The 18,219-nt window shown below is 33.7% G+C and carries 22 protein-coding genes; 9 read left to right on the forward strand and 13 right to left on the reverse strand.

The genetic code is table 11. From position 1 onward, the window contains the following. Window positions 1-47: 47 nt before the first annotated feature. A complete protein-coding gene (locus MHI39_RS20995; protein WP_078111151.1) occupies window positions 48-908 on the reverse strand; it encodes a LysR family transcriptional regulator in 861 nt (286 codons plus the stop codon). A gap of 181 nt (window positions 909-1,089) precedes the next feature. Here MHI39_RS20995 and MHI39_RS21000 point away from each other — a divergent pair, with 181 nt between their 5' ends. From MHI39_RS21000 to MHI39_RS21025, 6 genes are all read left to right on the forward strand, one after another. Further along, window positions 1,090-1,479 carry a tautomerase family protein gene (locus MHI39_RS21000; protein WP_251346049.1) on the forward strand — a complete coding sequence of 130 codons (390 nt, stop codon included), beginning with the start codon at window positions 1,090-1,092 and terminating at the stop codon, window positions 1,477-1,479. 28 nt (window positions 1,480-1,507) lie between these two features. Then, window positions 1,508-2,593, forward strand: a complete 1,086-nt coding sequence (locus MHI39_RS21005; RefSeq protein WP_058006230.1) for a nitronate monooxygenase — start codon at window positions 1,508-1,510, stop codon at window positions 2,591-2,593. A 292-nt stretch (window positions 2,594-2,885) separates the two neighbouring features. Further along, window positions 2,886-3,305 carry a MarR family transcriptional regulator gene (locus tag MHI39_RS21010; protein ID WP_078111153.1) on the forward strand — a complete coding sequence of 140 codons (420 nt, stop codon included), beginning with the start codon at window positions 2,886-2,888 and terminating at the stop codon, window positions 3,303-3,305. 18 nt (window positions 3,306-3,323) lie between these two features. Next, complete coding sequence (locus tag MHI39_RS21015; protein WP_058006232.1) at window positions 3,324-3,716, forward strand: rhodanese-like domain-containing protein; 393 nt, start codon at window positions 3,324-3,326, stop codon at window positions 3,714-3,716. 5 nt (window positions 3,717-3,721) lie between these two features. Next, window positions 3,722-4,156 carry an EVE domain-containing protein gene (locus MHI39_RS21020; RefSeq protein WP_342540117.1) on the forward strand — a complete coding sequence of 145 codons (435 nt, stop codon included), beginning with the start codon at window positions 3,722-3,724 and terminating at the stop codon, window positions 4,154-4,156. Between the two features lie 434 nt (window positions 4,157-4,590). After that, window positions 4,591-4,983 carry a hypothetical protein gene (locus tag MHI39_RS21025; RefSeq protein ID WP_342540118.1) on the forward strand — a complete coding sequence of 131 codons (393 nt, stop codon included), beginning with the start codon at window positions 4,591-4,593 and terminating at the stop codon, window positions 4,981-4,983. 249 nt (window positions 4,984-5,232) lie between these two features. On the opposite strand, the gene MHI39_RS21030 is transcribed toward MHI39_RS21025, so the two are convergent. Beyond that, on the reverse strand, window positions 5,233-5,463 hold the full coding sequence (locus MHI39_RS21030) for a hypothetical protein (protein ID WP_078111156.1): 231 nt from the start codon (window positions 5,461-5,463) through the stop codon (window positions 5,233-5,235). A 369-nt stretch (window positions 5,464-5,832) separates the two neighbouring features. On the opposite strand from MHI39_RS21030, the gene MHI39_RS21035 reads away from it, so the two are divergent. Both MHI39_RS21035 and MHI39_RS21040 read left to right on the forward strand, forming a co-directional pair. Next, window positions 5,833-6,558 carry a metalloregulator ArsR/SmtB family transcription factor gene (locus MHI39_RS21035; protein WP_078111157.1) on the forward strand — a complete coding sequence of 242 codons (726 nt, stop codon included), beginning with the start codon at window positions 5,833-5,835 and terminating at the stop codon, window positions 6,556-6,558. Window positions 6,559-6,592: 34 nt separating this feature from the next. Next, window positions 6,593-6,961: a DoxX family protein gene (locus MHI39_RS21040; protein ID WP_058006236.1), complete on the forward strand. Its 369-nt coding sequence runs from the start codon at window positions 6,593-6,595 to the stop codon at window positions 6,959-6,961. A gap of 428 nt (window positions 6,962-7,389) precedes the next feature. On the opposite strand, the gene MHI39_RS21045 is transcribed toward MHI39_RS21040, so the two are convergent. Together MHI39_RS21045 and MHI39_RS21050 are read right to left on the reverse strand one after the other, a co-directional pair. Continuing rightward, a complete protein-coding gene (locus MHI39_RS21045) occupies window positions 7,390-7,818 on the reverse strand; it encodes an NUDIX hydrolase (protein WP_209391808.1) in 429 nt (142 codons plus the stop codon). Window positions 7,819-8,121: 303 nt separating this feature from the next. Further along, window positions 8,122-8,586, reverse strand: a complete 465-nt coding sequence (locus tag MHI39_RS21050; protein WP_078111158.1) for a VOC family protein — start codon at window positions 8,584-8,586, stop codon at window positions 8,122-8,124. Window positions 8,587-8,741: 155 nt separating this feature from the next. Between MHI39_RS21050 and MHI39_RS21055 the strand changes: the two genes are divergently transcribed. Further along, window positions 8,742-9,176, forward strand: a complete 435-nt coding sequence (locus MHI39_RS21055; RefSeq protein WP_058006238.1) for an Lrp/AsnC family transcriptional regulator — start codon at window positions 8,742-8,744, stop codon at window positions 9,174-9,176. Window positions 9,177-9,768: 592 nt separating this feature from the next. Here the strand turns inward: MHI39_RS21055 and MHI39_RS21060 are convergent. The 9 genes from MHI39_RS21060 to MHI39_RS21100 all read right to left on the reverse strand — a co-directional run bounded on the left by MHI39_RS21060 (window position 9,769) and on the right by MHI39_RS21100 (window position 18,189). Beyond that, window positions 9,769-10,344 carry a nucleotidyltransferase family protein gene (locus MHI39_RS21060; protein ID WP_251346054.1) on the reverse strand — a complete coding sequence of 192 codons (576 nt, stop codon included), beginning with the start codon at window positions 10,342-10,344 and terminating at the stop codon, window positions 9,769-9,771. A 293-nt stretch (window positions 10,345-10,637) separates the two neighbouring features. Further along, window positions 10,638-10,781, reverse strand: coding sequence for a hypothetical protein (locus tag MHI39_RS21065; protein ID WP_212944231.1), 144 nt, complete (start codon window positions 10,779-10,781; stop codon window positions 10,638-10,640). 387 nt (window positions 10,782-11,168) lie between these two features. Further along, window positions 11,169-12,098 (reverse strand): DNA/RNA non-specific endonuclease, encoded by a 930-nt coding sequence (locus MHI39_RS21070; protein WP_216386040.1) that lies wholly within the window; start codon window positions 12,096-12,098, stop codon window positions 11,169-11,171. Window positions 12,099-12,612: 514 nt separating this feature from the next. Then, a complete protein-coding gene (locus MHI39_RS21075; protein ID WP_342540121.1) occupies window positions 12,613-12,927 on the reverse strand; it encodes an anthrone oxygenase family protein in 315 nt (104 codons plus the stop codon). A 456-nt stretch (window positions 12,928-13,383) separates the two neighbouring features. Beyond that, window positions 13,384-14,394 (reverse strand): DUF3231 family protein, encoded by a 1,011-nt coding sequence (locus tag MHI39_RS21080; protein WP_216386039.1) that lies wholly within the window; start codon window positions 14,392-14,394, stop codon window positions 13,384-13,386. 691 nt (window positions 14,395-15,085) lie between these two features. Continuing rightward, window positions 15,086-16,153 carry a serine hydrolase domain-containing protein gene (locus MHI39_RS21085; protein WP_342540122.1) on the reverse strand — a complete coding sequence of 356 codons (1,068 nt, stop codon included), beginning with the start codon at window positions 16,151-16,153 and terminating at the stop codon, window positions 15,086-15,088. 353 nt (window positions 16,154-16,506) lie between these two features. Continuing rightward, on the reverse strand, window positions 16,507-17,088 hold the full coding sequence (locus MHI39_RS21090; protein WP_342540123.1) for an FAD-dependent oxidoreductase: 582 nt from the start codon (window positions 17,086-17,088) through the stop codon (window positions 16,507-16,509). A gap of 196 nt (window positions 17,089-17,284) precedes the next feature. Further along, window positions 17,285-17,647, reverse strand: coding sequence for an iron chaperone (locus MHI39_RS21095; protein ID WP_071977573.1), 363 nt, complete (start codon window positions 17,645-17,647; stop codon window positions 17,285-17,287). A gap of 281 nt (window positions 17,648-17,928) precedes the next feature. After that, window positions 17,929-18,189, reverse strand: a complete 261-nt coding sequence (locus tag MHI39_RS21100) for a hypothetical protein (RefSeq protein ID WP_342540125.1) — start codon at window positions 18,187-18,189, stop codon at window positions 17,929-17,931. Window positions 18,190-18,219: the final 30 nt, after the last annotated feature.

The following is an 18,219-nucleotide window of genomic DNA, read 5'->3' on the forward strand; positions in this document are numbered from 1 at the left end:
GACGATGTCCCAATATTATTTTTTATAAGTATATAAAAACAGCTCACCTACTCACCAATCATATCTATAAATTTTATTAAGGATGTAGGTACATACTTGTCTTTTCGATAAATGAATACTGTTTTTACTTTTCCATATGAATTCGGAATTGAATGTTCTCTAAGGATCCCGTCTTGTACATGCTTTGAAACAACACTCTGTGGAAGCATACTTATGCCTAGTCCAGCTGCTACACAGCCAATTATTGCATCTAAAGTGCCAAATTCCATTATTTTATTTGGAATTACCTTTTCTTGCTGTAACCATTGTTCAAGTTTTTCTCGATAAGAACATCCCGCATGAAATACAAGCAAGGTCCTTGTTTGAATATCTTTAAAGGAAGAAATAGGAGGATGAATGGTATCTGTAATAATCACCAATTCCTCATCAATTAATTCCTTTTCTTTCAACTCGGGGTGCTCAATAGGTCCAGCCACAAATGCCCCATCAAGTTCATACTGCAAAACTCCTTGAATATTTTGTACAGTAGAGCCCGTTTTTAACGTTAAATCAACATCTGGAAAGTCTTTGTGATACTTTGCAAGCAGGTTGGGTAAACGAACTGCAGCAGTTGTTTCCATCGACCCAATCATTAACGGCCCTTTTGGTGTTTGATCATCGCTCATTACACTTTTTGTTTCTTCTATAAGGTCAAATATTTTTTCAGTGTATGTTAATAGTATGCTCCCCTTGGCTGTTAAAGCAGTTCCACGATTATGTCTATAAAATAAAGTAGTTTGAAGATCCGATTCCAACTGCTGAATTTTCATCGTGATATTAGATTGTGCGTATTGAAGTTTTCTTGCTGCCTGTGAAATACTCCCTAACTTTGCCACTGCTTGAAAAATTTCTAATGTATGCAAATCCAAAATAATCTCTCCTAATTTTTAAAGTTAGCTATCAATAAAAGTGATACCAAATATCATTTTTATGTATTATACCAAATAACAAAAAAGCTATATGATTTAAATATCTTACATTTTTAAATGGGGGTAATCTTTGTAAAAAGAGACATTCTAAAGATTATTCAATTTGAAGGGAGATCACAACATGCCATTATTACGCTTTGATTTGATAGAAGGTAGAAGTGAAGAAGCGCTAAAAAAATTATTGGATTCGGCTCATCGTGCGATGGTTGAAGCTTTCCAAGTACCTGAAAGTGACCGTTATCAAATCGTTCATCAACACCCGCAGCATGAACTCATAATTGAGGATACAGGATTAGGATTTAAAAGAAGCAAAGACCTTGTAATTATTAGTATTGTTAGTAAAAAAAGAACCGTTAAACAAAAAGAAGCCTTATACTCACTTCTAGCCCAAAAGCTTGAATCTGAATGTGACATCTCACCACAAGATTTGATTGTTTCTATAACAGAGAACAATGATTCCGACTGGAGTTTTGGACTAGGTGAAGCACAATTTCTAACAGGCTCATTATAGAGTAAAAAGAATGACGAGGTGCAAAATTATGTTAAACAATAAAATGACAGAACTATTGAAAGTTAAATATCCAATTATACAAGCTCCAATGGCTGGTGGAATAACTACTTCTGCATTAGTCGCTGAGGTTTCAAATACGGGAGGTCTAGGAATGATTGGAGCTGGGTATTTGACCCCAGTTCAAACGCGAGAACAAATTAAGGAAGTAAAGCAACTAACATCAAACCCTTTTGGTATTAATTTATTTGTTCCTAATGAATTTAAAGTGACAGAGAATGAAATTAAATCAGCAAACCAGTTCTTAAACCCCATTCGTCAGAAATTGAATTTGGAACAAAAGGAGAACATGGAAATCCCTAATTATAAAGATGTTTATGAAACATTTATAGAGCAAATTAAGGTCGTAATTGAAGAAAAGGTCCCTATTTGTTCCTTTACATTTGGCATTCCTTCAAATGAAATCATTGCTGAATTAAAACAGGCAAATATTATTCTAATAGGAACCGCTACAACCGTTAGAGAAGCAGTTGAAAATGAAAAAGCAGGTATGGATATTGTTGTTGCTCAAGGTAGTGAAGCTGGTGGACATCGAGGGAGCTTTATGAATGGGTCACAAGAAAGTTTGATTGGTTTAATGTCATTAGTTCCACAAGTTGTCGACGATGTAAACATTCCTGTTGTTGCTGCTGGAGGAATTATGGATGGGAGAGGATTAATGGCTTCACTTTGTTTAGGAGCAATGGGCGTACAAATGGGGACGGCCTTTTTGACTTGTATCGAAAGTGGAGCAAATATAGTTCATAAAGAAGCGATTCTTAATGCTAAAGATGAGCAAACTGTTTTAACTCGTTCATTTTCTGGTAAATGGGCAAGAGGAATAAAAAATAAATTTATTTTAGAAATGCAGAATCATGAAGCACTCCTACCAGATTTCCCAGCTCAAAATACATTAACCCAGGATATTAGAAAGACTTCCAGTGCACAAAAAAATCAAGATTTCATGTCACTTTGGTCTGGTCAAACTCCAAGATTAGCCAAGAATCAAAACGTCAAATCATTAATTAAAAACATTATGGCAGAAGCAAAAAAGTTAAGTTATATGGAAGCAAAATAAATTCTAATGGTTACAAAACCTAGCTACAAAAGCTAGGTTTTTGCGTATGACAAATTACCATATAACGGAAACAACTTTATTACAAAGGAAGCGTCGAGTTTCTTATAAACTTAATACTTAACAATGGATGAATATGTACACTGTTCCAAATTTTATTTGTAATTACAGAATGATTGAAGCTTTGTTTCGTGAAATAGTCATTTTACTGAATTTAATTACTTGATTTCCGGAAATTAATCAGTTAAACTGATTATATATTAAGCTGATTAATTTTGGAGGTGTAAATGAATAATTGGAAAAGTGGAATCAATCTTATGGTTTTTTACTTGGAAAGGTTCTTCAAAAAATGGAAACGAATTTCGTTGAAGGACTTTCCCCATTTGAAATTAATGCTAGACAATATGGAGTTCTTTTATTTATCGAAGGAAACCCTTACTCTTCACAAAAAGATATTTCTGAAAACCTACAAATCGACCGAACAACAATGGTTAGTCATATTGACCACTTAGAAGGTTTAGGGTATGTAGAGAGAACGAGGAATCCAAATGACAGAAGATCTTATAGTCTATTGATTACGGATAAAGGAAAAGATGTATTGGATTCACGTTGGGAGTTTTTAATCCATACAGAATTGGAAGTTTTAGCCCCTTTAAGCGATGAAGAAAAACAATTATTGAAGGAGCTCCTTATTAAAGTTTGGACTACTCTATAAAACTGGAGGTAACTACTTATGAATGCACTTGAGTATTTTAATGCACGTCTAGAAGCAACCATTAGCCCTATGGATTATTTGAAATTGGCATCAACTGATCCTGATAAATACTTTTTGATTGATGTAAGAAATGGTCCTGATCATGTAAAAACATTAACAATTAAGGATGCCCATATTATTCCTCAACAAGAACTGCAAGATCGTTTAGATGAAATACCGAAAGATAAGGAAATTATTGTTTACTGTTGGGATGTTTGGTGTAACACGGCTGCCAAAGTAGCCTCATTTTTATTGGAACGTGGCTATCAAGTGAAAGAACTGACTGGTGGAATTGCGGCATGGAAAGAGATGAACTTTCCTATTACGGATTTGACTCAAAATGATCACATTTCTGATAGCTGTGGGTGCTAATTCTAGTGGAATCGAATAGGTATTGGATTGGTGTTGCATCACGAGACCATGTAATGAATGCCGTTCAGGGTGGATTTGCACAGCTTTGTCATGGCAAACAAGAACCTTTAAAAAGGATGAATACTGGTGATTGGATTATTTATTATTCCCCAAAAGTGAAATTTAAAGATAGTGCTCGGTATCAGAAATTTACGGCTATTGGAAGGGTTATAGATGATGTTATCTTTCAGTTTGAATCAGGAAATAACTTCTTTCCTTTCCGAAGAAATATAGATTATATTTCTTGCAAGGAAATACCCATTCAACCATTCATACCTCAACTCTCTTTTATTAAGAGTGCAAAGAACTGGGGTTATTCTTTTCGACTTGGCCATTTCGAAATAAGTGAAAAGGATTTTAAACTAATTGCAGAAAGAATGATCAACGAAAAAGGAGATTAGAATATTCTAATCTCCTTACTTTTTTTGTTTAAAATACCCTATATTCTTCAACTAAACTCCCTCAATAAAAAAAGGTATCGACCCTTCTCGGTTATTATATAATGACAAACATTATAATGATAATGAATGGTTAACTCTTTTTTCGATAGTAGAACAATATCTATCATTGAACCCAATTCGTTACTTCACCAATTCAGCAACCCGTAGAGTACATAAATTCAAATATTGCTTTTCCAAAATATGAATAACAGGCTTCACGTAAAAATACATTCCAATTAGACACCATTTTATCTCACAACTTTAGGATGAAACCTACCATGATGTTAGCTTTGTCTAACTCTTACAAGTATAGTGAGACTAACAGTAAGCTACTTTACATTTTCTAATTGGTATATAATAGTGTGAAGAAATTTTAAACTAACGGAGGGTATTGAATGAAAATTTTGTTTGATGAAACATACACTTCAGATGACGGAAAATATACAAGTAGGAATATTTGGTATGGATATGCGGATATATCTGTTGACGGTCAGCATGGAAAAACCATTAAGCTTAATGAGGATTTTATGGTTCAATTATGCGATTTAGTAAAAAATGACTTATCTAAGAATACAGAAAATGTACCTACTCAAACTAACTGGTATTTCTATGGAAGTGCTGTAACTAAGGACGCTATTGGAGACAATATCCGTCCGACAATTATGGTTCGTGAGAAGTCTGGCGAGTTTACAACTAATTTTAATATCAGTGACCACGATTTTGCTGTAAATATTGATGCTATTCTGTTGTTTAAGGCAGATTTTGAAAAACGTTTGGCAAGTCAATAATATCAGTATAAGCATGTTCAAACTATTTGAGGGGATGATTTCTAATGAATTCATTCTCCTTTTTCATGTGGTGGCAGTCTTTTTGTGTGGAGGAAAAGGTCATTTAATAATAAAGATTGTGAATAATAGCATCTAAATTAAACTGTGCCTTTAGCTAAACAAGCAAAAGAGTTGCAAATACGCTATTATATATTTGTTTTAGAAGAAGACCCTTGCACTACGAGAGGTCTCCTATGCTGTATATACCATTCAGTCCTTTGAAAAATATTCCTTGCATAAGATATACAAACCTATTATCCAAACCCCTATTAAGAACAAAATTAAATATTGCAAGTGAAAGCGTGTAATAAAATTAAAAATAAGCCATTTCTTATGATATCCGTCATAACTCAAAACATATTCCATAATACCGTTGATAATAGGACTTAATCCAATTGAAGCTGATAACATTAACGAGAACCCAAGTAATGGTTTCCTCATATTTTCCCCTCCTTGCTTATAAAAAAGTTTAAAATATTTTCTACACTAACTAAATTTACATTATCAATTTTTGAAGTCATGTTAAAAATTCCACACAATAAGCTATTTTCCCTTCTTCGACTAACCTGCCCATTTTGTGTAACCAGATTACTATTACTCTATCTCCTCGTAAGACCATTAACCCCAAAAAATCCACTTATTAGATTACTTTATTTTTGTTAGAACAACCGTCTAAATAGAATTGTCGAAAAATGTAGTAAATTCACACAAAGTTTATTTTGACTGGACACGATTTGGTGTCGTATTATTAATTTAAATTAAGACACCAATTGGTGTCCTATTAAATAAAAAAATTAGGAGGAGGGTGTAGTGAAAGAGAAAAGCGAAACAAGGGATGTTTACGACGCTGTTGCTGATCCTACGAGACGCAAGATACTGGATTTGTTAGCAAATAGAGAAGAAATGCCTCTCCACGAACTAACTACGAATTTTCAAATGGGCCGTACGGCAGTTTCAAAACATTTGACCATACTCAAGGATGCTGGACTTGTCATTAGCCGAAAAGCAGGCAGGGAAACAAGATATCGTCTAAATGCCTTGCCACTTCAAGAAATTCAAGATTGGGTAACATATTACACAAAGTTTTGGAATGATAAAATAATGCTTCTACACCAACTATTACAGGAGGAAGAAGAAATGCATAAAGTTTCATTAGATTTTCAGTTTAACTATTCCATTGACCGTGTATGGTTAGCATTAACAGACTCAAATATTCTAGCAAAATGGGTAATGGATAATGATTTTAAACCAATCGTAGGACATAAATTTCAATTCAGAGCTAAGCCGAATAAATTGTGGGATGGCATTGTCAACTCCGAAGTACTCGTTGTTGATCAACCAAATAAACTATCTTACACTTGGATAACCGCTGGAGAAAGCACTACCGTTACATGGACATTGAAAGAAGCAGATGGAACTACGTTCTTACATCTCGAACAAACTGGATTTGTAAATCAAGGGCATGCGTATCATGGTGCCAAACAAGGATGGGTATTAATGGGTGATAAACTTGAACAAGTGTTAAATGAACTGTAAAACAAATTTTCTATAACACTAGGAGGAATTCAAGATGATTATAGTTTCTGTAATTCTTCAAAGTTTGTTGGTTTTATACTATGTTTTCTCAGGTGTTGCTAAAATCATAGGGGCTAAATATTGGGTTGATATATTTAAGCAAATTAAGCTTCCTCAATGGTTTCGTGTCGTAACAGGGTTTGTTCAATTAATTGGAGCAATCCTACTGATCATCGGTTACTGGATTGGAGGTCCTGTCGCATGGGCAGGTATCTTGCTTGGAATTACCATGATCATGGCATGCTTTGCACATATTAGAGTCAAAGATTCGTTTGGCAAAACAGCACCAGCCCTTATGTTTGCTGTCTTAAATATCATTTTAGTAATCCTAAATGCAGATTATTTGCAACATCCTTTTTCATAAGATTAGTGAATAGCCAACACCCGAGGTCCGTATGTGCCCATCTTAGTTCATTGTATTCACCAAGTCTCGGATAGATGTTAATCAGAACGTTTGTTGAAATCTTCTACTTCTTGTATACATGTTCATTATCTAGTAAATACGCATAGCTGATTGCACCCCTAATTGAGATATAAGCATTTATCAATGGCGATGGGAGCAAATAGACAGGTTAGAATCTGTCGCTAATGAATTATATAATAAATGACAAATTAAAATTTTAAAATAAGAAAAAAGCCGAATATTCAAAGGTATTTCGGCCTTTTTCTTATTAGGTTGTGAAAAATTGAACTTGTGATATAGCACAAAAAAAGCTGATCAATTCATTCTATAATTGAATAAAGAATTTTCAGGAGCATTTCCCTTTTTAGTTAAATATGAAAGGGGCCGCTCTAGCGGTAATAGGATGGTATATCTTCTTTTATGTAGTTAATAAGAAAATCTCTATCTTCAGGGAAGGTTAATTCTAAAGACTGTATTTCGTCTAAGGTTTTCCAGGCAATATCATAAATAAGATTATCAGGGTCTTGTAAATTCCTTTTTCCACCCACAATATTTACTAAAAAATAATGGACTTCAGCAGATATATCGAGATGTTCATAAGTCATTTTCTTAATCTTAATTTCTTCAACCATTTCAACTGAATATCCCGTTTCTTCTTTAATTTCTCTAATACAGCACTCTTCGAATGTTTCTTCGTGTTCTTTTCCTCCCGATGGAATAGACCACGTTTTTTTCTCTTCAAGTTTTCCTTGTAAAACCATCAGTAATTCAGCGTTATCATTTAAACATATCCCTGCTGCACCAAACCATTTTTCCATATTTATACCCCCACAAAAGAAAAGATATTGTATCACTTCTTCATTTTTAGGGGAATTCCTTCTTTCAATATCCCGCCTCTTTGGTCGAATAAGAAAAAAAGAGTTGAAAAAAAGCCCTTCTCATTCGATAGAGGATAATTCTTATTTAACTAACGCCCCCTTTTGTTTAAGTACGTTTCTTCACAAAATGACCTCATTCATTACAGGAATGTTGTCCCGTTACCAGCATAAAAAAGAAGTTGTTCATAAACAAACAGCGTCAGTCTAGGATGAGAAAAAGACTTATGCCACTAGCTTATCGAACTACTGCATTGAACTATAGGACTCTATATCAAAATCCACATCCTGAATAAATTCGATAACCTCCCCATTAGGACTGTGGACTAGAGCGTTTCTGATAAGTAGAGGAGGATCTCCGAGAGTGAGATTGCCTGCTTCCACATAAGGTTTTGCCCCATGAGCAAGTGCCGTTTGAAACGCTTTGTCGACATCTTCCACATAAAACGCTAAGTGAAGCATAGCTCCGTAAGCAACTTCCTCTTCCGTCCGTGCTTTCTTCCCTTGTGCTGGAATGACAGCATCGTCATCAAAAACTTCGAGACATGTTCTGCCGTCGGGAGAGATCAGCATCGAAGCTTCCTTGATTTGAAACGAAGGCAGACTCCAATGATGGCCGCGCTTAAATCCCAATACTTCAATGTAGAATTGGATTGTGGCTGGATAATCTTTTGCTTGAATTGCAATATGAGCAAGGCCCTTATTATTCAAAAATCATTTCCCCTTTCTGATGAATTCAGTATAGAATAGTGTAAAGAGAAAATACATACATTAAAAAAGGAACGAATTGCTTTTCACTTTCCAAAAATAACGAAAATCCAATAGATTTTTTCATTTTTGAAAATATGCATCAGGAGGAATCATATATGGAAGATTGGATGGATGAGACTGACTATCACATCATGCGCCTTTTACAACAAAATGCACGTATCTCCATTTCACAAATTAGTAAAGAGGTATCCATGTCCCAGCCCTCGGTAAGGGAACGAATAAAAAGGCTGGAGGAGAAAGGTATCATTGTGGGTTATACGGCAACATATCGTCATCAGGCACTTGGCCGAGGGACCACGGCATTCTTTCTTATTAAGACAGAGCAATGCCAAGCACTGGTTGATTTTTGCGAACGAACTCCCGCTGTAACTGATATGTATCGAATTAGTGGTGAATATAATTACATGATCAAGGTGCAAACTGCATCCATAGAGGATATTGGGCAATTTCAAGATTCTATCATAAAGTTCGGTCCATCCAAATCCCTTATCAGCTTGAAAAACCTGATTGAGAATCGAATTCTACTATAATCTACATTCTCAAAATATGGGGATTCCAATTTTGCTAACCAAATGAACTTGGATGATGAAAAAACATAGCTAAGAGAAGGCTCTGTTAACTTACTACTAAATTAAGTAAATGAGTATAAAATACTTTCGAATTATAAATTATTTGTTGACCTATAAGCCAAGCAAAAGGAATTAAATCATATGATTTTACTCATAAAAGAGAAGCTCGCTCGGTTATCACGAGCTTTCCAAAGTAAATTACAAAGCTATATGTTAAGTAATGACCTTAAGCTTTATGAATAGCTTTTCTTTGAAGAGTGTCGCCACATTAGTTGCGACACTTTTTGCTCACTGGCTCATAAACAGGGCTTTGAAGCCATACTTCTAACCCTTTCCAGATATAAAAGATGGGGATTACGGAATTCTATATAAAATTTGCGATCCTAGATGCCAGTAGAAATATGTTATTTCATTGATTCTATTTTCTTTCAGCTAATCTGCCCCTTGAGTCGAATAAGAAAAAGCCACCAAATTGGCAGCTTGATCTTCAGCACCCTATAGCTTAAGTACAGTCATTCTCAAACATGATTACATTATCCTAAGAAACTTTCGTTTACCAAGGGACGATCTGGAGCTTCGGCCACCTTTTTTTCCATTTGTTAGCTTTATTTCCGAAAATCTCCTTAGTCACTAGCGATTTATTTGGCCTTACTACCATTGAAAATAAATCATCTAAATGGTAAGGTGCATAAATCTTATGTAAACCATTTTTCTCTATTCTTATTCCCAAAGCAGTTGCAGTGGTTGGCCAGCTATCGATTGCTGCTTCAAGAGAGGGGTATGGTTTTATGGGAAAGCCAAATTTGCTTTCATACCAAAGATGTACCCTTGCTTGATTTTTAATGTCAAAATCAAATTGATAGTCCAAAAGTTTACTTTCCAGTTTTTGTATTAGTTTCTTTTCACTATCGGATCCCAGATCATCCTCGTCATAATAAACTATATCGATATCAGAAATGCCATATTCAAGCGGATAACCAGAGATATCATTCCAAATAGTATTTGTTATACATCCGGCACCAACATAGTATTCAAATGGCAAATTTAAATCTTTTAGGGTTTGTAAAACTTTATTTACTGGCTCACTTCTCGAAATGGTCCTTACTAATAAGTCTTCATATATATTCATATTTATCTCCTAGGTATTCATTCATATCTCTATTATTCGACAAATAAAAAAACTTTACCTGCTTCCACTAAACTGCCCCGATAGTCGAATAAAAAAAGCGACTGCTCTTATTGAACAATCGCCCCCGTTACTTTAAGTACATTCTTTCACAAAAGTTAGCTCAAATAGATTTTATTTGTATGCGTAGTATATTTTACGATGAATATAATGTTTCTTAACTATCGCAATTGAAAAACGAGCTTCGAATAAGAAAAACATAGGGAGATTTTAGTCTTCCTATGTTTTCATTCACATTATTTATCTGTTTGCTTCTTTTTCAAATACTCCGCACGAATTTTTTCAAGGTGCTGCTTTTTATCAAATTTGGCAGGTGTATGTTTTTCATGAAACTTCGTCACAGCTACCTGACCTTTGTGATCCAATTGATATTTTCCCATTTTGTTCACCTACTTTTCTAGTCTTTAAAGAGAATCTATTCAACAAATATAATATACCTTATTGAAGTAAACCTTATTACTTTATTAGTGTACTGCTAACTATACATATATCAATCAGTAAAAACATTAAAAACTTAGTAAAATAAAATATTGTTTCTTTTGCAAAGTCTTTTTACTACTTGTTTGAAAAATCTACACCCTCAATATTTCTCTCCAATAAAACAACCCTTGACTTACATCTATCTAAATCCAACTATTACCTTATTCAACTAACTTGCCCCTTTAGTTTAATAAGAATAGCGACGCTTCTTCAACAATCGCACCCGATTGTTTCTGTAAAGTCATCCGTTTATTTCATTCAATTTCTTTGCCTTGAGTTCTAGGTGCTTATTCCCCTACCATACCGTCGTGATCATTATCTTGCATATATGGGTATAACCAGTGATCACTCGTTATTGGCATGCTATAACCTGCTGCTTTGGCTTCTTTAATCGTTACTTGACCATTTCCATCTGTATCTACACTAGAAATATCTTCAGTGCCATTCAAAGCATTGGACTTTTTAGAACTTGTTGACTTATTTGAGTTAGTTGATTTACGTTCAGTTAATCCTAGAGATTTATTTATTTCATCAGGGTTTCCGTTATCAAACTCATCTACAATTTTATTCCCTTTTAAAGTGTAAGTGTACTTGTAATGAGATGGAATCTGCGTTTCCGTATTAGGATATGTGATTATTGCTTCAAAATTAGTAGCTCCACCAGCTTTACGAATAGCGTCTTCCATATATGCTTGATCACCATGTCGGTTAAGCGTACTATCTTGTGGCGTAATATTATAAGCATTTGATACCCCACCAAGAGAATCTGCAATAATATGTCCTTCATCTAAATCTGCTCTTTCGACACCAGGAACTTTTGCCTCATCAGCGTAGTATCTGCCAGACGATGTTACAGGTTCAGTACGATCATCCTGTAGAACGATTTTGTTAGCAATGACACGGACTACTTGCCCGTGCTCATTCGTAAAGGACCAATACTCTCGGTCCCCAAAACCAATGTCAACGACGACGTTAGGTTCGCGATGTCCAGACAAATCTCCACCATCAACTTCAATTAGTTTGTAACCTTTGAACAGTTGATCTTTTGATTGAGTTGATGTTTCCTCAGTCGTAGTTTTTTCTTTTCCACTATTTTTTGTAGTTACTTCTTGTGAATCGGCTTTCCCATCAGTATTCGATACATTTTCTACGTTAGTACAACCAACTATAAAGATGGCAGCTAGAAGTAAGATTAAATAGCTTATTTTCTTTTTCATTTTAGGACTCCTTATCATTTTTTTACTAAACATTCTAGAGATCTTTGAATAAAACATAGATTAACATTGTTAACCTATTTAAAATAGTATATTACAATATTAATTTTATTACAGTAGATACTTAGTTCGAAATATGTAGTGTTAAATTCCAATAAAGATTAGTAGAGTCCATTACATTATACTTTTCAAATATAAAATTTAGCTATAATTGCTTATGGCGGAATCACTGCTTTTTACAATCTTACCTATAGTATTTTATCAATAATCAGTTTTAAAAAAAATGTTATTTAGTAATATTGGTTCTAGTACTGAAAAAGGCACAATTCCCATTCACGAATTGCGCCTTTTTGTTTTTTATAAAGAACTCAGGAACAAAAAATTATTCTTCAACAAACCTGCCCCGTTTGTTGAAGAATAGATACGGTCTGTTGCTTATGAATTTCCACAAAAATAAGCGTTCATTCTTAAAAAAAGAGTGTTAACCCTTCTTGGATTAATGCTAGCTGTTAGTTTATTACAGCGCTAGAATAAATAATACCATCGCTGCAAAACTTGCTAATGTTCGAATGTGGTTCCATATCGTCCATTTTGACAGATAATCTTTCCATAAAGTTAAACTTTCTCCCTCCTTAGTATCAACACGAGCTAATGCATCATTTAGAGGAACATTGCGTACAACCGTGACTAGAAAACTACCAACAAAATATAGCAAACTTCCAGCAAACATAGGAATGGCATTTGCACTTTCCCAATTAAAAATAGAATGGGTTATAAAATGAAGAAAATGCGAAGAACACTCCAGCAACCAAGCCTGAGCCCATAGCTCCAAACAAGATTACATATGGAATTAATTGGTTAATCAAATCTCATCATCCCACACATTATAAATCATCTCCTTATTTTAAATACTTTTATAATTCGGTAGAAAATGGTAAGGTTCCTTCTTTAACTCCCTCAATAACTAATAACTATTCCGATATTAACCTAAATATCCAGTTTTGTTTGGAGTTTGATTGGTCTCTTACTCGTATCGTACTGAGGAGCTCTTATTTTTTTAAACCTGATATTTAATGATCTACAGGAATGCTAAACTGCTCCTTTAGTCGAATAAGAAAAAAAGCCTCTTCTTACTGGAGAGGGGCTTAATCTTGTTATACTAATCCCCCATGATTTAAGGAAATCCTTCGGAAAATATTCCGGAGGGAGTTGCTTACTTCCTAATGATAAAAAATAAGTCCTCTCTGTTTATGTGCAGAAGGACTTTGAATATGGATTATCATTGATTCTATTTTTGTATTAATTCATCGCGATCAGATGCCATTGGAGGTTGTTCCATCCAGCTATTTTTTATCATGAGATTCGCTCCATCCTCAGAATACAATTGAACCTCTAACGATAGCCTGTTATACATTGAAGTAATATCCCCTCTGGGACTTTGACTGACAGCTGTACCGTAATATCCAATACTCATGGAAATCAATCCAGATATAATGAACATCATAAGTTTATCGGAAAATGTTTGAGTGGTAGAGTTTGTTATTTCTGCCTCCCACCCCATCGGTGCAGGGAGTTTACTTTCCTCTAACTTCCCTCTAAATAATTTAATGTGCTTATTCCCAATTTCTATCCCTTTTAAAAAGTATTGTTTTATATCTTTATCATTTGCAACCTGGCTAAAACCAAGAAGTGTAGCTACTCCGAGAGCATTTCTTTGCAGATTCGCAAATAAATTATCAACTTCTGAAGCAACTAAGGGTCTTTTTTCTCCAAAAACATCTAACATAAACCATTGTTTTTTCACAAATTCAACCTTCTCCAAATTGGGTAAGTTAGGTGATCTATGAAACAATCCTTTGGATAATAATAAGTCCGTTGAACGTTTATATAATTCCATTGTTTCCGTAAGACAATTCATGTAATAAGTTCTTATGTCATTTCTTACAGATGCTGCAACAGAAGCTCCATATAAAGTAAGACCGACTTTCGACATCTGGTTTATAAAATTAAGCACAAAACTGTCAGAATATAATCTTGGAGCAGTTAAATTTACATCCTCTTCAATTCTAAAACCATGAGGAACTACATTTTTTTCCTCTGTTAATATAGCTGTAATTATTTTAATGTGTGATTGAGATAACTCTAGTGCATATTTAATGATAGGTTTAATTTCATTGTCCTCCACTTTTTCTAAGAAATATGTGAGGAAACATATGCTTGAACTATCATTTAAGAATTGTACCCAAAGTTGATTGATCTCACCTGCAGTTAACCTTATCTGGATTTCTTTTTCCTCCATAAGCTACCTCCAACATAGAAATACTATTAATATCATCCCCATAAAATACCTTAAATATGTATTGGTTTGTTAGGCTCTAAAATAGGAGCCTAGCAATTGCGATGGTTCATACTAAATTGTATTTTCTTATTCCACTAAACGGACCCGATTGTTGAACACAAGTTAAACATCACTCTTCCACCAGCCTGCATCGTTGGTTCAATAATGAATCTTATTGGTCCCAAATTATTGAATAGTAATAACATTACAATAACTTTGGGTGTTTGTATCCAGATAAAACTCTTCGTCATTAATATTAGCTCTGTATGACGTCTTCGGTAATATATGTATGGCTATAAAAAAGCATATTAACATTTTTCGTATTCCATAATTTCCTAAATCTGTTAATAGGAACTATTCGATTATAGCTATTAGACTCATCTATCCATTAAATGACCCGATTGCGGAATAAAAAAAATCCTGTATATGATACAGGACTTTTAATCAAATTTTATTACAGATTATCAACCTTTTTTATCATTTTTCAAACTTTATTTTAAATGATCAATCTGTTTAGTGATAATAAAGTTATTGAATTTTGTTTTAAAGTATACTAGCCGGCTAAAAATTAGTTTCAGTAAAGCTCCTTAAAGTTGTTTAATTTTTCTTCAACTAAAGGCGCTCTTTGATTGAATATGAAATCGCATTTCTTTCATTTAATCTTTCTCAATTGGTTTATTACTTTCATTAACATAAATTTGACACCTTTTCTTTCATAAGAAAAGTCATTAAAAGTACCAATAAAATAAGCATCCATCTTAGGGTGATAAAATAAATAGGCTCCTGTTGCACCTGCATGTCCCCAGACATTAAATAGTTTCGGCATGAGTAGTGGAACTGTTTTAAACTGCATAATTCCATAACCATATTCAATTCCTACACCATACTTTGCTTTATCATTCATCATTTTCTCAAGCGTTTCCTTTTTCACTAATTGATAGGTTGTTAAAGCCTTCATGAACTTCAACATATCTTCTCCAGTAGATACTACTCCACCGCCGGCATAATCGAGTCCTGCATATCCTTTGTGATTAGTTAAGTTGTTATTATTAATATAAAAGTCTGCTAAATATTGGGTATCTTCATCTAATGGATGAGAATAGTGTAGTACAGATGAATTCATCATACCGAGGGGCTGATAAATATATTGATTCATAGCGACATGAAAGGGTATCCCTGTTATTTTTTCTATGATTAATCCTAATAGATGATAGTTTGTATCGGTATAGTTAAAACCTTTACCTGGAGGAAAATGAGGTGTTTGATGTATTTTTGCCCAAATAATTGTCTCTTGTGGGCTCATAGTAAAATTTGGATCATTCAGAAGTTTTTCTAGTAATGGACGGAAATTATCATATAAACCTGATGTTTGATTGAGTAGATGTTTAATTTTAATCTCATTCGTATAATCCTTGCCTTTATATACATGAAGTTGTTTGACTAATTCTTGATCTAAATATTTTGTAATACGGTCTTCGAATGATAATTGACCGTTTTCATATAGCATACTTATCAAAACGGAAGTAAATATTTTTCCTACGCTTGCCATGTATGCTGGCTGATTTACATTCATTTCCCCTTCTGCGATATTTAAATAGATACCTTTCTTTTCTGAATGTACAAGTAAAAATGCACTTTTTAAGTTTTTGTCTTTTTGTACTTGTTTTATGAATGATTTTTCAATAGAACTGATGACTTTTTCAGTTTGTTTTGTTTGCACGGACATCCCCCCATTATTTGATACTAATTCTATTCCTTCCTCCCGTTACTTATGTAAAAAATTCACAATATCCGAATCAACTTTAACAAGTAGAACCAAGTTCTATTCCTTGATAATCTTATGCACTAGCTACATGATGATGTTTGGCAATATCAATTTCCAATTATCAAGGTTTTAGAAGTCATTTGAGCTATTTTATGATTTTGGTTATAATTCTTTGTATGACCTCCGAATAATGTTTTGTCCTTTTTAGCTGGCCAGCTCTGGGCATATCATTTTTTCAAGAGGCCATTCTTCATACAAATCCCACTTTCATTTGATAACTTGATTATCCCTATTCTAGTATTCAATTATTATTTATAACCGTAAAAAACATCCTTTTTAATATTCCTTTTTAGGACACCATTATTTTGCAAATAGGAAGCAATTGAATTTACCATTGAAGTTGGTCCTGCAATAAAGTATTTGCTATTGTTATTGTTATCATATAAAGATGTGAACTTTTCTATTTCTTGATATAAGCCATCCCTAGAATCAAGATAAGTTACACTAATTGAAGGGTGGTTTGCAATTGCATCAAGTTCCTCGTTAAACAAAAATGACTTTTTGCTATCCATATAGAGTAGGTGAATTGGTTTCCTGATGCTATCCCCTTCCTCTTCTAGTTGCTTAAATAATGATCTAAATGGTGTAATACCAATACCACCGGCAATTAAGAGTGATGGAATATTTTCTTTTAAATAAAAGCCCCCTACTGGCCCACTCATGCTAATTTTCATTCCCTGTTTCAGCTCTAACATCGCATCTTTAAACTCACTTGGATTTTCATCAATTTTTATTGTGATTCTTACAATATTTTCAGATGGTGCAGCTGCAAAAAGTAAATGGTCGTGTAGGATTTTTAATTTTCCTATGAATAATATTAAACAAGCCATGTTGCCCAGCTTTCCAGGATAAATCAACATCTTTTTCAAATAAAAAAGTATAAACGTTTTCTGATTCTTTATGGCACTCTAAAAATGATAATTCTCTCTTTTTGAAAATCGACAACGTATCTTTTAAGATGCTCATTAGGCCAACCCCTTCCTATTCGCATAAAAGCAACAACAGCTTCAAAATATATTTGTACTTTTATTTCCTCCAAAAAGTCGTACAATTTGCCTTGTCCCAAATATTAAACTCAATCATTTTCTCTAGTAGTGAGTATTCAACTGGTTTATTCCATGGAATTCGAATCAACTCCTTGGTGTAGTCGTATCCAGCTTTCACAATATCATCCTCTACATGGGTTATTGTTACACTTTCAGGGGCAACGGCTAAATGCTTTTTAGACACACTAAAGCCGATTATGAATGTACCATGATCAGTAAACATCGGCTGATTCCATTTAATTTCAGTCTTTAAATGTGGATACTTATGTTTTATCCAATTAAACACTTCTTCCGTTTTTTCTCTTTGAAAAGGATCATCAATCCCTGCTAAAAACTCATTCATTTTTTTCCTCCTAAAATTGGAATAGTTACATTGCGCGAGACAATTATCTCTAATATTTATAGGACTTAGGCGTAATCCAAAAATCGGTATTTTCTGTCCAAACTACAATCTCACACCGCCTATTTTGACCAGGTTTTAAAATTTTAAATTCCTCCTCCCGTAATTTTTTGATTTAAAAATGATGCTTCAGTCACCCTGCTAATAAAGCTCAATTATAAGATTCAACAAAAAAAGCATTAATCCTTCTTCGATTAACACTCCTTTAGTTAAATAAGAATCTATTAAAAATATAAGAAATATGTTAAAGAAATAACTAAAACCGTATACACACTATTTCTAATCCAAATGACTTTTTTACTTATTCCTGCTTTTTTTTCTAAGTAATTGATATAGCTAATCGTAAATATTAATCCAAAAAGTATTAAGTATCCACTAGAATCATTTACATTAGACATATATCTCAGTGTTGTTAAAGCAATAAGTACGGTTCCGATTGTAACCAAAATCATATAAAAGTAAAGAACTTCCTTCTCATATTTCATAATCATCCCCCCCTAATTGAGTTCGTTAGT

This window comes from Heyndrickxia sp. FSL K6-6286 (genome assembly GCF_038630395.1).
Lineage (GTDB): Bacteria > Bacillota > Bacilli > Bacillales > Bacillaceae_C > Heyndrickxia > Heyndrickxia oleronia.

What these genes read in the sequence shown, in the direction of transcription:
- MHI39_RS21000 (WP_251346049.1), top strand. Translation starts at nt 1,090, where the DNA reads ATGCCATTATTACGCTTTGATTTGATAGAAGGTAGAAGTGAAGAAGCG.
- MHI39_RS21005 (WP_058006230.1), top strand. Translation starts at nt 1,508, where the DNA reads ATGTTAAACAATAAAATGACAGAACTATTGAAAGTTAAATATCCAATT.
- MHI39_RS21015 (WP_058006232.1), top strand. Translation starts at nt 3,324, where the DNA reads ATGAATGCACTTGAGTATTTTAATGCACGTCTAGAAGCAACCATTAGC.
- MHI39_RS21025 (WP_342540118.1), top strand. Translation starts at nt 4,591, where the DNA reads ATGAAAATTTTGTTTGATGAAACATACACTTCAGATGACGGAAAATAT.
- MHI39_RS21030 (WP_078111156.1), bottom strand. Translation starts at nt 5,463, where the DNA reads ATGAGGAAACCATTACTTGGGTTCTCGTTAATGTTATCAGCTTCAATT.
- MHI39_RS21040 (WP_058006236.1), top strand. Translation starts at nt 6,593, where the DNA reads ATGATTATAGTTTCTGTAATTCTTCAAAGTTTGTTGGTTTTATACTAT.
- MHI39_RS21045 (WP_209391808.1), bottom strand. Translation starts at nt 7,818, where the DNA reads ATGGAAAAATGGTTTGGTGCAGCAGGGATATGTTTAAATGATAACGCT.
- MHI39_RS21055 (WP_058006238.1), top strand. Translation starts at nt 8,742, where the DNA reads ATGGAAGATTGGATGGATGAGACTGACTATCACATCATGCGCCTTTTA.
- MHI39_RS21060 (WP_251346054.1), bottom strand. Translation starts at nt 10,344, where the DNA reads ATGAATATATATGAAGACTTATTAGTAAGGACCATTTCGAGAAGTGAG.
- MHI39_RS21065 (WP_212944231.1), bottom strand. Translation starts at nt 10,781, where the DNA reads ATGGGAAAATATCAATTGGATCACAAAGGTCAGGTAGCTGTGACGAAG.
- MHI39_RS21070 (WP_216386040.1), bottom strand. Translation starts at nt 12,098, where the DNA reads ATGAAAAAGAAAATAAGCTATTTAATCTTACTTCTAGCTGCCATCTTT.
- MHI39_RS21080 (WP_216386039.1), bottom strand. Translation starts at nt 14,394, where the DNA reads ATGGAGGAAAAAGAAATCCAGATAAGGTTAACTGCAGGTGAGATCAAT.
- MHI39_RS21090 (WP_342540123.1), bottom strand. Translation starts at nt 17,088, where the DNA reads ATGGCTTGTTTAATATTATTCATAGGAAAATTAAAAATCCTACACGAC.
- MHI39_RS21095 (WP_071977573.1), bottom strand. Translation starts at nt 17,647, where the DNA reads ATGAATGAGTTTTTAGCAGGGATTGATGATCCTTTTCAAAGAGAAAAA.
- MHI39_RS21100 (WP_342540125.1), bottom strand. Translation starts at nt 18,189, where the DNA reads ATGAAATATGAGAAGGAAGTTCTTTACTTTTATATGATTTTGGTTACA.